The 15,571-nt window shown below is 63.8% G+C and carries 11 protein-coding genes; 3 read left to right on the forward strand and 8 right to left on the reverse strand.

The annotated features are described in order from the left end of the window. Positions 1–54: 54 nt before the first annotated feature. The 3 genes from CGK93_RS18990 to CGK93_RS19000 form a co-directional block, all read right to left on the reverse strand. Positions 55–822 carry an SDR family oxidoreductase gene (locus CGK93_RS18990; protein ID WP_089596156.1) on the reverse strand — a complete coding sequence of 256 codons (768 nt, stop codon included), beginning with the start codon at positions 820–822 and terminating at the stop codon, positions 55–57. Between the two features lie 34 nt (positions 823–856). Next, entirely contained in the window at positions 857–1,624 is a 768-nt protein-coding gene (locus tag CGK93_RS18995) for an aspartate/glutamate racemase family protein (protein WP_089596157.1), read from the reverse strand. A gap of 83 nt (positions 1,625–1,707) precedes the next feature. Beyond that, the gene (locus CGK93_RS19000) at positions 1,708–3,273 is read right to left on the reverse strand and encodes an NCS1 family nucleobase:cation symporter-1 (protein WP_089596158.1); all 1,566 of its coding nucleotides are present in this window, start codon (positions 3,271–3,273) and stop codon (positions 1,708–1,710) included. Between the two features lie 290 nt (positions 3,274–3,563). Between CGK93_RS19000 and aceE the strand changes: the two genes are divergently transcribed. The 3 genes from aceE (at position 3,564) to CGK93_RS19020 (ending at position 7,931) form a co-directional block, all read left to right on the forward strand. Continuing rightward, positions 3,564–6,350, forward strand: coding sequence for a pyruvate dehydrogenase (acetyl-transferring), homodimeric type (gene aceE / locus CGK93_RS19005; RefSeq protein ID WP_089597600.1), 2,787 nt, complete (start codon positions 3,564–3,566; stop codon positions 6,348–6,350). A gap of 433 nt (positions 6,351–6,783) precedes the next feature. Continuing rightward, positions 6,784–7,422, forward strand: a complete 639-nt coding sequence (nboR, locus tag CGK93_RS19015; RefSeq protein ID WP_089596159.1) for a nicotine blue oxidoreductase — start codon at positions 6,784–6,786, stop codon at positions 7,420–7,422. Between the two features lie 41 nt (positions 7,423–7,463). Further along, positions 7,464–7,931, forward strand: coding sequence for a GNAT family N-acetyltransferase (locus CGK93_RS19020; protein WP_089596160.1), 468 nt, complete (start codon positions 7,464–7,466; stop codon positions 7,929–7,931). A 57-nt stretch (positions 7,932–7,988) separates the two neighbouring features. Here the strand turns inward: CGK93_RS19020 and CGK93_RS19025 are convergent, their stop codons facing one another. The 5 genes from CGK93_RS19025 to CGK93_RS19045 form a co-directional block, all read right to left on the reverse strand. Beyond that, positions 7,989–10,829, reverse strand: a complete 2,841-nt coding sequence (locus CGK93_RS19025) for a molybdopterin-dependent oxidoreductase (RefSeq protein ID WP_089596161.1) — start codon at positions 10,827–10,829, stop codon at positions 7,989–7,991. Further along, positions 10,819–11,757, reverse strand: a complete 939-nt coding sequence (locus CGK93_RS19030) for an FAD binding domain-containing protein (protein WP_089596162.1) — start codon at positions 11,755–11,757, stop codon at positions 10,819–10,821. Before CGK93_RS19030 ends, CGK93_RS19025 begins: the two co-directional genes overlap by 11 nt. Further along, positions 11,748–13,097 (reverse strand): XdhC family protein, encoded by a 1,350-nt coding sequence (locus CGK93_RS19035; protein WP_089596163.1) that lies wholly within the window; start codon positions 13,095–13,097, stop codon positions 11,748–11,750. Before CGK93_RS19035 ends, CGK93_RS19030 begins: the two co-directional genes overlap by 10 nt. Positions 13,098–13,427: 330 nt before the next feature. Then, complete coding sequence (locus CGK93_RS19040) at positions 13,428–15,011, reverse strand: NCS2 family permease (RefSeq protein WP_089596164.1); 1,584 nt, start codon at positions 15,009–15,011, stop codon at positions 13,428–13,430. Positions 15,012–15,017: 6 nt separating this feature from the next. Further along, a complete protein-coding gene (locus CGK93_RS19045; protein WP_089596165.1) occupies positions 15,018–15,512 on the reverse strand; it encodes a nucleoside deaminase in 495 nt (164 codons plus the stop codon). Between the last annotated feature and the right edge of the window lie 59 nt (positions 15,513–15,571).

A 15,571-nucleotide genomic window follows, 5' to 3' on the forward strand; every position in this document is an offset into this window, starting at 1 on the left:
ACAGCTAATGCCCGGAAGGGGCGGTTTTGAGGGCGTTATGTGTACAAAAACTCGCTAGCCGCGGCCTACGAACGGCATGCCGGCAGCCGTCACTACCAGGGAACCCACACTGGCCGACGCCGGCATGTTGGCCATCATCAGCACAGCCCGGGCGGCGTCGTCCACGGGGAACATGGGCTCCACCTTGCGGCTGCCGTCGGCCTGCAGCGCGCCGGAGCCCACGCCGATGGTGTCCATGATTTCGGTGCTGGTATTACCGATGTCGATCTGCCCGCAGGTGATGCCGAACTCCCGACCGTCGAGCTCGATGCTCTTGGTCAGGCCCGTCATCGCGTGCTTGGTGACCGTATACGCCACAGACCTCGGCCTGGGCGAGTGCGCCGAAATGGAGCCGTTGTTGATGATGCGGCCACCCCGGGGCTCTTGGGCTTTCATGGTCCGCACGGCCTCGGCGGCACACAGCATGGAGCCGGTCACGTTGACCTGCAGCGTCGCAGTCCAGTCATCCACACTGATCTCGCCAACGTCTCCGGCCGGCCCAAAGATCCCGGCATTGTTGAACAGCACATCAACCCGGCCCCAGCGCTGGCGGACCTCTGCGAAAAGACGCGCGACGTCGTCGGGCGCTGTCACGTCGCACGGAACCGCAAGCGCCTCCGGATGGTCGCCGGCGGTCTCCAGCAGTTGCGCCTCACGTCGCCCGGCCAGCGCAACGCGGTAACCCTCGGCGAGCATCAGCTTGGCGACGGCCCGCCCGATCCCCGAACCGGCACCGGTTACGACGGCGACCCTCGGGTGTGTGAGCGGGCTGGAGTCAGTCATGTGGTTGCCTTTCAGGGAAATGCGGGTGGCAGGGTCAGCGTGCGGCGTGGGTTACTGCCGGCTGGGGTGACGTTGCCTGGGCTGAGGTTATCGGCCAGCCTATGACAGTCTTCGGACGCGGCGTGGCATATGTCCTGACCTTGGACGTGGACAGGCCAAGGCGGACCAGGGATTCGGCAATGGTGACCGCTGCGGCCACACCGTCCACGACGGGGACGCCGGTGCGCTGGCGGATCTCCTCATCGAGTCCGGCCATGCCGCCACAGCCGAGGACGATCACTTCGGCTTTGTCGGCGTGAACCGCTTGCTCCGCTTTGCCAACGATCGCCTCCACAGCACGCTCCGGGTATTCCTCGAGTTCCAGAACAGCCATGCCGCTGGCCCTCACAGAAGCGCAGCGCGCGTCTAGGCCGGCGAGCTTGAGGCGGTCCTCGATGAGCGGAACCGCGCGGTCCAGCGTGGTGACCACCGAATACTTGTGGCCCAGGAACATCGCGGTGCTGGCTGCGGCCTCGGTGATATCGACCACCGGGACATCCAGGAGTTCCTGGAGGCCTTCGCGGCCGTGCTCGCCATAGCCGGCCTGGATGACGGCGTCGAAAGGCTCGGGGTAGTTGACCACGGCGTCCATGACAGCGATCGCGGCGAGGTAGCTCTCAAAGTTTCCCTCGCAGGAGTCGGCGCCGAAACGCGGGGTGATGCCGATGATCTCGGTGCCGGGGGCAGCTGCGGCACGGGCCTGGGCTGCGATGGAGTCCGTCATGGACTGGGTGGTGTTGACGTTTGCGACAAGGATGCGCATGGGGTTCCTCTCAATGGCAGCGCCCGTCCCCTGCCGAGTGACCTGGATCCGGGAGGACGGGCGACGCCTTGATGTTCGGTGAGTCAGTGGGTGCTGGCGACGGCGATCGGCTCGCCGGAGACGTCCTCATGGACCTGCTTCTTATCCGCGACAGCGAAGTACGTCAGGGCGGCGACGCCGGCTCCGATGAACCAGGCGAACGGTGCAGCTGCTGCCAGCCCGGGAATGAAGGCGATGGCAATGGCGAGGCCGGCTGCCGGAAGCATGGCAATGATCGCTTTCGGGTTCACGCCGCGCTTGTAGAAGTAAGCACCTTTGGGATCCTCGGTGTAGAGCTCTGGGACGTTGACCTTGCCGCGGCGGACCAGCCAGTAGTCGGCCATGACCACGCCGAACAGCGGGCCAAGCAGCGCACCGAGGCCACCCAGGAAGTACACGATCACAATCGGGTTGTTGTAGAGGTTCCACGGAAGGATGACCAGGCCAATGGTGCCGCTGACCCACGCCGCCTTGCGGAAATTCAGGTGCCGCGGGAACAGGTTGGTCAGGGCGTAGACCGGAGCCACGAAGTTGGCCATCAGGTTCACCGCGATGGTCAGGATCAGCAGGGCAAGGCAAGCCAGGACCAACAGAAGCGTATTGGGGATGCTCTCCACAATGTCCGAGGGACTCTCAATGACAGTGCCGTTGATCTTGTACTGGCCGCCGGCCATCACCACAACGATTGCGCCGAAGAGCAGCATGTTGATGGGGATGCCCCAGAAGTTGCCCTTGACGATCGACTTCTTGGAAGCCGAAGAACGTGTGAAGTCGCAAAAGTTCAGGACGAACGTTCCGTAGATGGAAACCCACAGTGCACCACCGGCAAAAATGGTGAGCCACATTTCGGTGCCTTCCAGGCCCTTGATGCCGCTCCACTGGATGGCTCCGCCTGCTTCAATGAAGACCCACACCGCGATCGCAGCCATGGTCACCAGGATGATGGGTCCGGCGAAGGCCTCGTACTTACGGATCATTTCCATGCCGAAGCTCACGATCACCAACTGCACAATCCAGAGCGCCACGAAGGAGAACCAGCCCAGGGTGGAGAGACCAAGGATGGAGTTGCTGTCCAGGTCCTTCAGGCCGGGAGCCATGGCCACCAGCATGACGCGAAGGACCACCGAAGCCAGGTAGGTCTGGATGCCGAACCACGCCACGGCAACGGCGCCGCGGACCAGGCTGGCAATCTGTGCTCCGCGGATGCCAAAGCTGATGCGGCTCATGACCGGGAAGGGTACGCCCGTCTTCTCGCCCATGAACCCCGAGAAGTTCAGGAGGGCGAAAAGGAGGATGGCACCGATTCCGAGGGCCACCAGAATCTGCCAGCCGCCCAAACCAAGGGAGAACAGGCCGATGGCAAAGGCATAGTTACCCAGGCTGTGGACGTCGTTGGCCCAGAGGGTAAAGATGCTGTAGCTGGTCCACTTGCGGCCCTTGGCCTTGGTGGGAGCGAGGTCGATGTTGTAAAGACTGGGGCTGATGGTACGGCCTGATGCTTCGGAAGCAATGGCGCAGAGGTCAGTGTTTCCCACGACCGGGTGGTTGGGGCCACCTGCGTTTGGTTCTCCCGGAGTCTCAGTGACGCCGACTGATGAAGTCGTCTGCATCGTGGATCTCCACTTCGTACTGATTCCACAATGCGGAATCTAGTTATTGAATAGTGAAAGCACTCTATGACTCAGGTCACGTAACGTCAAGGCTTGCGGGTGTATGCAGGGTCACATTCGGTTGCTTGGGCAAAGGTTTCCCAGTTGACTGTTTCGGATACGCAATCCGTATTGACGCTGCCCACCAGCAGACGTAATCTCGAATTGCAGAATTTTATTCTCACAATACGAAATTCCTTGAGCGCCCCCACAGAGCAAGCGCCCAGACATTCAATGAAGAGAGGTTGGACGTGGCTGCAGGAGAAGAGACCTCACACATCCTCAGCGGGTTGACTGCCCAGCTGCCTGATCGTGATCCGGAAGAGACCGCTGAGTGGATTGAGTCCCTTGATGCGTTGATCGCGGAGCAGGGTACCGAGCGTGCCCAGTACATTATGCGGAGTTTGTTGCAGCGTGCCGGCGCGAGGTCGGTGGGTGTGCCGATGGTGACGACCACTGATTATGTGAACACGATCCCGGTGGACCAGGAAGCAGAGTTTCCGGGGAACGAGGAGTTCGAGCGCCGGTACCGTGCGTACATGCGCTGGAACGCCGCGGTCATGGTCCACCGTGCGCAGCGGGCCGATATCGGGGTCGGCGGGCATATTTCCACCTACGCCGGGGCCGCGACCCTGTACGAGGTGGGGTTCAACCACTTCTTCCGCGGCAAGGACCACCCCTCCGGCGGGGACCAGGTGTTCTTCCAGGGCCACGCGTCCCCTGGCATGTACGCCCGCGCGTTCATGGAAGGGCGCCTCACGGAGGAGGACTTGGACGGGTTCCGTCAGGAAAAGTCCAAGGCCGGCCATGCGTTGTCTTCCTACCCGCACCCGCGCCTGATGCCGGATTTCTGGGAGTTCCCTACCGTGTCGATGGGTATCGGCCCGATGAACGCGATCTACCAGGCCCAGTCCAACCGGTACCTGCAGAACCGTGGCATCAAAGACACCAGTGACCAGCAGGTCTGGGCGTTCCTCGGCGACGGGGAAATGGACGAGCCCGAGTCCCGCGGCCTGCTCCAGCTCGCCGCGAACGAGAACCTGGACAACCTGAACTTCGTGATCAACTGCAACCTCCAGCGCCTGGACGGACCGGTCCGCGGCAACGGCAAAATCATGCAGGAACTCGAAGCGTTCTTCCGCGGTGCGGGCTGGAACGTCATCAAGGTCGTCTGGGGCCGGGAATGGGATTCCCTCCTGGAAGCAGACCAGGACGGGGCGTTGGTGAAAATCATGAACGAAACCCCCGATGGTGACTACCAAACCTACAAAGCCGAGTCCGGCGGGTTCGTGAGGGAACACTTCTTCGGCAAGTCCCCGCAGACCAAAGACATGGTCGCGGACCTGGACGACGAACAGATCTGGGGCCTCAAACGCGGCGGCCACGACTACCGCAAGGTCTACGCCGCGTACAAGGCAGCGACCGAGTTCAAGGGCAAACCCACCGTGATCCTGGCCAAAACGGTCAAGGGCTACGGACTGGGCCCGCACTTCGAAGGCCGCAACGCGACCCACCAGATGAAGAAACTGACCATGGAAGACCTCAAAGCCTTCCGTGACCACCTCCGCATCCCCATCAGCGATGACCAACTCGACGCGGACCTCTACCGGCCCCCGTACTACCACCCCGGCATGGACGCCCCGGAAATCAAATACCTCATGGAACGCCGGGCCGAACTCGGCGGGTTCGTCCCCGAACGCCGCCGCAAACACACCGACGTCACCCTGCCCGAAGCGAAGTCCTACGACGTCGCCAAACGCGGGTCCGGGAAACAACAAGCCGCCACCACCATGGCCTTCGTCCGGCTCCTGAAAGACCTGATGCGGGACAAGAACTTCGGCGCCCGGTTCGTGCCCGTCGTCCCCGACGAATCCCGCACCTTCGGAATGGACGCGTTCTTCCCGACCGCGAAAATCTACAACCCCAAAGGCCAGAACTACCTCTCCGTGGACCGCGACCTCGTCCTGGCCTACAAAGAATCCCCCGCCGGACAACTGATCCACCCCGGCATCAACGAAGCCGGCGCCGTCGCAGCCTTCACCGCCGCCGGCACCGCCTACGCCACCCACGGCGAACCCCTGGTCCCGATCTACGTGTTCTACTCCATGTTCGGCTTCCAACGCACCGGGGACTCCTTCTGGGCCGCAGCAGACCAAATGACCCGCGGCTTCATCATCGGCGCCACCGCAGGACGGACCACCCTCACCGGCGAAGGACTCCAACACGCCGACGGACACTCCCCCATCCTGGCCTCCACCAACCCCGCCGTGAAAACCTACGACCCCGCCTACGGCTACGAAATCGGCCACATCATCCGCCACGGCCTCGAAGAAATGTACGGCCCCGACGCTGACGCGCAAGGCACCGGAACTGCATCCGATAAAAACGTGATGTACTACCTCACCGTCTACAACGAACCCATCACCCAACCCGCGGAACCAGAGAACCTCGACGTCAACGGACTCCTCAAAGGCATCTACCACCTCGCCGAAGCACCCACCGCGGACGGCACCAACACAGCGAACCGGCCCACCGCGGCCATCCTCGCCTCCGGCGTGTCCGTGCCCTGGGCCCTCGAAGCCCAACGGATCCTCGCCGAAGACTGGAACGTCGCCGCCGAGATCTACTCCGTGACCTCCTGGAACGAACTCCGACGCGACGGACTCGCCGCCGAAGAACACGCCTTCCTCAACCCCGGCCAACCCGCCCGCACCCCGTTCATCACCGAACAACTCGCAGGCCACACCGGACCCGTCATCGCCGTAACCGACTACATGAAAGCCGTCCCCGACCAAATCCGCCAATTCATCCCCAACGACTTCGCCTCCCTCGGAGCAGACGGCTTCGGCTTCTCCGACACCCGCCAAGCCGCACGCCGCTACTTCAAAAACGACACCCACTCCATCGTCGCCAAAACCCTCCAGTTGCTGGCGGCGAGGGGCGAAGTCGAGGAGGGCGCGCCGTCGTACGCTATTGACCGCTACAAACTGCTGGACGTGAACGCCGGCACCACCGGCGGAGCAGGCGGCGACGCCTAACAACCCGCACAAACAACGTTGGCGGCCGTGTTCCTCAGGAACACTGCCGCCAACTTTTTGTTTGGCCGTTTCTTTGGACCGGACCTAGGTCCCCAGGTTCCTCCGGTCCACCACAAAGCCGGTTGCCGCATTTTCGCGGACGGCGTTGATGCCGCCACGGCCTTCAGGTTCGGAAATTGTGGCGACACTGCCACAACGGTGCCGTCCTCGGCGGTGAGCCTGAACCGGAATGAGTTGGATCCTGCTTTCAGAATTTCGAAAGTGCCAGCCATTTTCCCCTGATCTTTCACGCGTCGTTGCGTCTTCGAGCTGACTTCATAACTCCCCCATAGACGATATCGGCCATTTCAGACGGCCAAAAGCCCTACTGATGGGTAATTTACAACCGATATCGGTAGATCTCTTCGAAAGCATCCAAGGAGCTAGAGACCGCATGCACCCCCGCGCGTATCGTGAGGATATGACTGACTCCGGCATGGCCCCCACCACGGGCGTGCTCCTCGCTGCAGGGGCCGGCACCCGCTTGGGCCGCGGCCCCAAGGCGCTGCTCCCATTCCGCGGCCGGACGTTGGTGGAGGTTCTGGCCAACACCCTGTTCGACGGCGGCTGCCGCGAGGTTGTGGTGGTGCTCGGCGCCGAAGCCGACCGCGTCAGAAGCGTCACGGATCTGGGCCCCTACGTGGTGGTGGAGAACGAGCAGTGGGGCAAAGGCATGGCGGGCTCTTTCCGCGCCGGAATCGACGCAGCCACCCCTGGCAACAGCATCATGGTGGCGCTGGTGGACCAGCCCGGGCTAACCCCGACGGCGGTGAGCAGGCTGCTGGGCAGCCACCGTCCCGGCCGGGTCACCGCAGCCGCGTACCCTGATGAGTCGGGTCACCTGAAGCGCAGGCACCCGGTGATTTTCGACGTCGGACTCCGCGCCGAAGCCGCTTCGGCGGCTCATGGTGACACTGGTGCGCGATCGTTCCTGAAGGCGCATCCGGGCCTGGTGGACCTGGTGGACTGCAGCGACGTTTGCTCCGGCGAGGACCTGGACACGAAGGATCAGCTGCACCTGCTGGAGCTGTAAGCATTGGTGACCGGGTCACTGGCCCCGGTAACTTTGGACGCATGATCCGCATCGACCTTGACGATCCCGCACGCCCCGATGTCCACCAGCTCCTCAGCGAGCACCTGGCCGATATGTTCGCCACCTCCCCCGCGGAAAGTGTGCATGCGTTGGACCACTCGGCGTTGTCGCACGAGTCCATCACGTTCTGGACTGCCCGCGAGGACGGGGTCTTGTTGGGATGCGGTGCCTTGAAGACGCTCTCCGCCGGGCAGGCCGAGATCAAGTCCATGCGCACCACGGCCACTGCGCGGGGACGCGGAGTGGCCACCTTGATGCTGGAGCACATCGTGGCCGATGCCCGTGGGCGCGGGTTCGAGCGCCTGAGCCTTGAAACGGGAACTGAGGACTACTTTGCTCCGGCCCGCCGCTTGTATGCCCGGCACGGCTTCGCCGAGTGCCCGCCATTCGGGGACTACACCTTGGACCCGAACAGTGTGTTCATGGAGCTCGCCGTCTCACCCAAGTGAGTAACAGCAAACGTCGCACTGAGGGCTCATACCGACGTTTGCTGTTACTCAGTTGGGCTACACGGGCGCAGTGGTGCGGTCGCGGAGGGCCAGGTAGATCTTGTCCCGCGCGATGGGCAGCTCGCCGAAGCGGATCCCCGTCGCGTTGCGGATCGCGTTGGCCAGGGCTGGAGCCACGGGATTGAACGGGCTCTCGCTCATCGACTTTGCACCCAGCGGGCCGGTGGAGTCGTTGGTGGTGGCGAAGTACACCTCGCTCCGGGGCACGTCCGCGAACGACGGAATGTGGTACTGCCGCAGAATGTCCGTGGTGACCCGTCCGGCGTCGTCCACTTTCACTTCCTCGTAGAGCACCGCGCCGAGCGCCTGCGCAATGCCGCCCTCGATCTGCCCACGGCATTGCCGCGGATTCACCACAACACCGGCGTCGGCGGCCTGAACACTTTGCAGGATCCTCAGCTCGCCGGTTCCCGTATTAACAGCAACCCTGAAGCCATGGACGTTGAAGGCCACCGATCGCGGCGTCCCACCCCAGTTGCCGTCGGTGGCGAGTCGAACGCCCTGCAGCCGGGCGGCGTCGACGATTTCCGTCAGTGTCACCGTGCGATCACCGCATTCGACGGCGCCATCCACCAGGCGGCAGTCCGTCAGGGCCGCTCCGGTCAGCGAAGCGGCCACCGTCTGGATCCGGGTGGCCAGTTCCAGCGCGGCACCGAGTGTCGCTTTCCCGGCCACCACGGTACCGGCCGATCCAAACGCGCCGGTGTCGTGCTCCAGGAGATCGGTGTCTGACTGGCGGACCGCCACCTTTGACGCTGTGGTGGCAAGGGCCGTGGCAGCCAGCTGCGCATGGACCGTAGTGGTGCCGTTCCCGAATTCGGCAGTACCGACGTCGACGGCGAACCTTCCGTTCGCTTCCAGGCTCACCCGGGTGTGGGCGAAGTGGCCGCGCGGCGGAACGGTGTCGATCATGGACAGGGCCGAGCCCTCCCCCACCACCCAGTCCGGTCCGAGGTCATCCAGGCCAGCGGCCCGGTAGCGCTCCTTGCCGCGGTCCAAGGCGTCCCGGACCAACGCCACGCACTGATCGAGGCCGTAGCTTCCGTAGTGGACATCTTCCTCGGGCTCGGGTGTTGTGGAGAGCATGTGATCGCCGGGGCGGACCATGTTCTTGAGCCGGAATTCGAGCGGATCCATGCCGATGCCGACAGCCAGCTCATCAATGGCCGACTCGATCGCAAAGATCATCTGGCTCAGCCCATACCCCCTGAACGCACCCGCGGGGACGGTGTTCGTGTACACCGCGTGCGCATCCACTTTCTTGTTCACGCACTTATAGACGGCCAAAGACTCTCCGCACCCATGGAACATCACACCGGGAGCGTGGTTTCCGTAGGCACCGGTGTTGGTGAGGACGTTCAGTTGAAGCGCAGTGAGGGAACCATCGCGGCTGGCGCCCGCCTTGAGGTGGATGGTGAAGGGGTGCCGGGTGGTGGTTGCCGTGAACTGCTCCGTGCGGGTGAACTCCAACTGCACGGGCCTGCGGAGTGCCAGCGCCGCAAGAGCCACCAGGTCCTCGGTGAGGACTTCCTGCTTGCCACCGAATCCGCCGCCAACCCGGCCGGCCACCACGCGGATGGTCTCCGGCGCCAGATTGAACACGCGGCTCAGTGTCCGCTTTACCAAGAAGGGAACCTGTGTGGAGGAACGGATCATCAAGCGACCCTCCTCATCCAACCAGGCAATGGAAGCATGCGTTTCCATGGCCACGTGCTGCACCCGTTGGGTTTGGTACGTGTGCTCGTGGATGAAGTCCGCAGCAGCGAACCCATCAGCAACACTCCCGAGTTCGGCATGAACCTCTGCCACCACATTCTGGAGCGGGCGGGAAATGCGGGAGAAGACCCCGTCCTTTTCTCCGTGAATCGCCGGGGCTCCGGGGAGGATGGCCTCTTGCGGCGTAAACACCGACTCGAGAAGTTCGTACTGCACGTCCAACGCCCTGGCGCCGGCCTCAGCTGCTCCCACGGACTCGGCCACTACCGCGGCAACGCGCTGCCCGATGAACCGCACCACGTTGTCCAACACACGGGTGTCATCGGGGTCGTCGGTGTAATTCTCGTGTTGGGCCGTGGAGAACAGCAGCTGCGGAGCATCCTCATGCGTGAACACCGCTACGACGCCGGGAACCGCCAGCGCCGGGGCTTTATCAATGGACACAATCCGGGCATGCGGGTGCGGCGAACGCAGGAGCTTCATGTGCAGCAGGCCCGGAAGTTGCTCGGCCGGGACATCAAGGGAGTAGCGGGCAGTTCCAGTGACGATGGCCGGGCCGGCGGGTGCGGGAACGTTGTCGCCGAGCTGGCCGGGCGTGGCGGGAACAGCCGCTGGCTGCGCCCCCGAACCCGGCTGCGTCCCCGCGACTGACTGTGCCCCCGAAACGTCAGCTCCGGCGTCGTGCTGGTGGTCGCCGCCGTGACCACATACAGCGTCCGCGATGGAGCGATATCCAGTGCAGCGGCACAGGTTTCCCTTGAGGTTGCGGGGCAGGTTGGCGCGTTGCTCGTCGTCGAACGTTGCGGCCGTCATCATCATGCCGGCGGTGCAGAAGCCACACTGGAACCCCTGGGCTTCGAGGAACTGCTCCTGAACAGGGTGGAGGCCTTCTGCGGTGGACAAGCCCTCGATGGTGGTGACCGATTTGCCCTCGGCACGGACAGCCGGGTAGATGCAGCTGTGCACGGGTGCGCCGTCAACGTGGACGGTGCAGGCCCCGCAGTCGCCGCCGTCGCAGCCCTTCTTGACGCCAAAGTTGCCCTCTTCGCGGAGGAACGTGCGGAGGCACTGGCCGGGGCGGGGTGTGGCCTGCGAGGCAGTTCCGTTGATCTCAATTGCCATTCGGGGCCTCCTTCTGCTGGGTGGTGGATAGTGCGGGCTGCGTCGACGGCTGGGGCGAGGTGCTGTGTGGCGGCCAGAAATCGCCGGACACGGTCATGGACTCGCCCAGCAGCTCGGCGCGGATTTCTTCGGCCAGCTTGAACGTCATGTCGCGGCGCCAGGCGGGGAGCCCGTGGATGTCGTCGTGGTACAGCGGCCAGGGAATGGAATCGCCGACGGCGTCAGCCAGCGTCCCGGCGTCGGGAACCTGCCCGGCGGGGAACCTCAGTTGCACCGGCCTTTTGGTCGAGGCAGTCACGGTGATGACCAGGCCGCCGTCGGGGTCGAGCCGTCCGATCAGCAGCACCCCTGAGCGCCCGAGGTTACTGAGGGACAAACGCCGGAAAGCAACCCTCGCGGAGAGGGCACTGGCGGGGAGATGGATGCTGCGCAGCAGCTCCCCCGGCTCAAGGGCAGTCTGCATATCGCCCGTTACGACGTCGGACACAGGAACCTTCCGGCTGCCGCCGTCCGGGCCGAGGATGGTGGCAACGCCGTCCAGACCGGCGCACAAGGACGTCATGGGCCCCGCCGGGAGACCGGTGCAAATGTTGCCGCCCACCGTGGACATGTTCCAGATCTTGAACGAGGCCACGAACGAGTCGCAGCACGGGCGGATCAGGGCCAAGCCAGGCCATTCACGGCTGGCAGTTTCGGCGGTTTGCGGCAAGGCGTACAGCTCCGCAACGGTGCAGGTGGCGGCGAGTTCGATCCCTGCATCCGTAACTGTGATGGCCGGCCATTCCGCTTGGCCGAGGTCGAGGAGACGCTTCAGCACGGTGCTTCCGTAGGAGAAAAGGACCGTTCCACCGGCGAGCCAGGCATCGCCGTCGCGCCATTGTGCCGGGTCCGTGGTGGGAACCACGGCCTCGATGGTGTTCATGTCCATGGGTCCTCCTGAGTGAGATGTTGAGGTGCTGGGTGGATCGGAGCCGGGTGGATCGGGCCGGTGCTGTCCTTGAGGGAGGGGAAGCCGGTCGTGCCGGCCCCACGCTCCGCGGCGGCCGCCCCGCGTTCCGCCACGATTTCCGCCGTGATGGATACCGCTACTTCCGCGGGGGTCACGGCGCCAAGGTTCAGTCCGATGGGCGAATGCAGCCTTTCCAAGGACTCCGGAGGCGTGCCTGCCTCGAGCAAGGCGTCGACCCGTTGCCGATGACTTCTGCGGGATCCCATCGCCCCGACGTACGCCAGGTTGAACCGGAGCGCAGTTTCCAGCAAGGGAATATCAAACTTGGGGTCGTGGGTCAGGACGCACACCACGGTCCGGTTGTCGATGCGGCGGGCTGCTGCTTCGGCTTCCAAATAGCGGTGCGGCCAGTCTGTGACAACCTGGTCTGCCCCCGCGAAGCGGCTTTGCCGGGCGAAGGCAGGCCGGGCGTCGCAGAGGGTGACGTTATACCCGAGCAGTTGTCCGGCCGGGAGCAATGCTGCGCCAAAGTCGTTGGCACCAAAGATCAGCATCCGCGCGGCCGGCAAGCGGCTTTCGACGAACAACGTGATGGGCTCGGGCTGGGTTTCCTCTTCCTGGTGCTCAGCTGCCCACCTGTCCGTGGTGACCCAGCCATCGATGCAGCCCTCCGGCGGGGCGAGCCGGACCAAACCCGCACGTCCGCCTTGGAGCAGCGGCTCTACCTGAGCGGCGGCCGCGAAGAGTGTGGAGGGATGGTCGCCCACCAGTTTGGCCAATTCCTCAGATTCCATCGCGCGGAACCTCACAGGATCATGCACGACGACGACACCACCTACCGCGTCCAGCCTGCGGATCAGTGCAACGGCAGGAGGAGCAACGGCAGGCGGGGCTTCGGCAGGGTGTGCTTCGACAGGGTGTGCCATGGTCGACTGGCCTTGGAAGGACGACAGTCCAGTGAAAGCCGAAAGTTCAGTGAAGACGGAAAGTTCCGGAGAGCCTGCCCCGAGCGGCTGGATGTGGACTTCCAGTTCTCCTCCACAGGTGAGCCCTGCAGCGAAGGCGTCCTCGGAACTGTAGCCGAACGACTCAAGGCGGGGGCCGCCGTCGCGCATTGCTTCCAGTGCCGCTTCCACCACGGCACCTTCCACGCAGCCTCCGGACAGGCTGCCCAGGATTTCGCCTTGTTCGGAGACCATCATGGAGGTCCCCATGGGCCGCGGCACGGAGCCGCCGGTCCCCACGATCGTGGCCACAGCACAGCGCTGGCCGGAGACCGCAGGCCGCCAGCTGCCCAGTGAAGGCATCAGATCCAGCATGGCAACACGTCCTTTTTCCAGGTGTCCCGACCGGGTGGCCCGGCCGGAGCAGTGCGCGATCTTGCCTCATATTCTCATTTCCAGAGGTTGTTGAGGGGAAGTCGCGGCTAAGTCAGTAAGAGTTCAGTCAGTCAGAGTTCATGGGAACGGGGGCAAGGGCTTCATCTCCCTGCCCCCGTTCCTTGACGGAGCGTCGGCCGCCCAGCCGCCGCCCGCCGTCGTGCCTGTATTAAGGGGACAACGACGGCGGACGCCTATTCGTGCGGTGGGTACCGACGGACCGCCGATCAGAGTGCCGGAATGACCGCCGGCGCGGGGTGCGGCTCCGGGTCAGACGCCCATCAGGGCGTTGATGGGGCCGCGGGCGAAGTAGATGATGAAGCCTGCCGTGACCACCCACATGAGCGGGTGGACTTTCTTGGCCTTGCCCGACGCTGCGCTGATCACGGCGAAGGAGATGAACCCGACGCCGATGCCGTTGGCGATCGAGTATGTCAGCGGCATGGTCACGATGGTCAGGAACGCAGGGAGGGCGATCGAGAACTTGGTGAACTTGATCTCGCGGATCTGCGCCATCATCATTGCACCCACCACCACCAGGGCTGCTGCCGCAACTTCCAGCGGCACCACCGAGGTGAGCGGCGTGAAGAACATCGACCCCAGGAACAACAGGCCGGTGACCACGGAGGCCAAGCCGGTACGGGCACCTTCGCCGATGCCGGCAGCGGAGTCGATGTACACGGTGTTGGATGAACCGGAGGTTGCGCCACCCACCACTGCACCCATGCCTTCAACAATGAAGGCCGACTTCAGCTTGGGGAACGTGCCATCCTTGTGTGCCACGCCTGCGCTCTTGGCCAGGCCTGTCATGGTGCCCATAGCGTCGAAGAAGTTGGTGAACACCAGGGTGAAGACCAACATGGTCGCAGCCAATCCGCCGATCCTGGCGAAGGAGCCGAAGAGATCGAACTGACCCACCAGGCTGAGGTCCGGGACGGACACCAACTGGCTGGACAGGATGGGTACGTTCAGGTGCCAGCCTCCGGGGTTGTCGGCGCTGCCTGGACCGATGCGGAACACGGCCTCGGCAACAGCGGCGAGGACAGTGGTGGCGACGATGCCGATCAGCAGGCCGCCTTGGATTTTGCGTGCCACGAGGATGCCCATGGTCAGCAGTCCGATGATGAAGACGAGGGTGGGGATGGAGGTGATGGAGCCGTTATCGCCGAGCTGGACCGGTGGCCCGCCCGTGGTGGCGCGGACAAAGCCGGAGTCGACAAAGCCGATGAAGGCGATGAACAAGCCGATGCCAACGGTGATGGCGGCCTTGAGCTCCTTGGGGACTGCCTTGAAGATCGCCGTCCGGGCGCCGGTGGCACCGAAGATGACAATCAGGATGCCGTTGATGACCACCAAGCCCATGGCTTCGGGCCACGTGACTTCCTGGATCACCGCAACGGCGAGGAAGGAGTTAATGCCCAAGCCGGCCGCGAGGCCGAAGGGCAGGTTGGCGACGAGACCGAAAATAATGGTCATGACGCCGGCCGTCAGGCCCGTAACAGCGCCGACCTGTGCAGCTGAGAGCCAGCCGCCGGCGACGTCGGTGGGAGCGTTTTCGGCCGAGAAGCCGCCAAGGATCAGCGGGTTCAGGATGACGATGTACGCCATGGTGAAGAACGTGACCAGGCCGCCGCGGAATTCGCGGGCCAGCGTGGATCCACGCTTGGAGATCTGGAAGAACTTGTCCAGGAAGGAGTTCGACACCGGGGGCTTCTTGTTGCCACCTGCCAAGCCGGTTGCCGTGTGCTTTGCTGCTGTGGGCTCTGCGCTGTCTCCCTGGGGAAAGAGCGCAGCCTGCTTCTCAGCTGCTGTCTGCTTCTCAGCGGAATTATCCAGGATTGTCATGTCAGCCACCGGGCCCTAGTAGTCAATCCTGGAATCAAGCGTGTTCCATGTGGTGAACGGCTGGAGGGCCGCCGGAGCCTGGGGGTCGCCCAGTTCCAGCTTGGCTACCGGCATCAGCGCGTCCCGGTTGTCGTTCTCGAAGTACTCGTAGAAGACAGCGTCGTCGAAGCCGACGGATGCGGCATCGTGACGGTCTGCGGCAAAGAACACGCGGTCAACGCGTGCCCAGAGTGCGGAAGCCAGGCACATGGGGCATGGCTCGCAGCTGGTGTAGAGGGTTGCTCCACTGAGATCGAAGGTCCCCAGTTCGCGGCAGGCGTTACGGATGGCCGTGACTTCTGCGTGGGCGGTGGGATCGTTCGTGGCGGTGACGCGGTTGACGCCTTCGAAGGCTCGTCCGTCCGCGGTGACAATGACGGCGCCGAACGGGCCCCCACTGTTGAGGACATTGGCTGTTGCCAGCTCAATGGATGTGGCCAGGAATTGCTCGGCCGTGACGGTTGTACTCATGTTGCGACTTCCTTAGTGCTGAGGAAGCCAGGTGACCTGTTTGGGGGCGCTACAGAGAT

The organism is Arthrobacter sp. YN, from assembly GCF_002224285.1.
Taxonomy (GTDB): domain Bacteria; phylum Actinomycetota; class Actinomycetes; order Actinomycetales; family Micrococcaceae; genus Arthrobacter.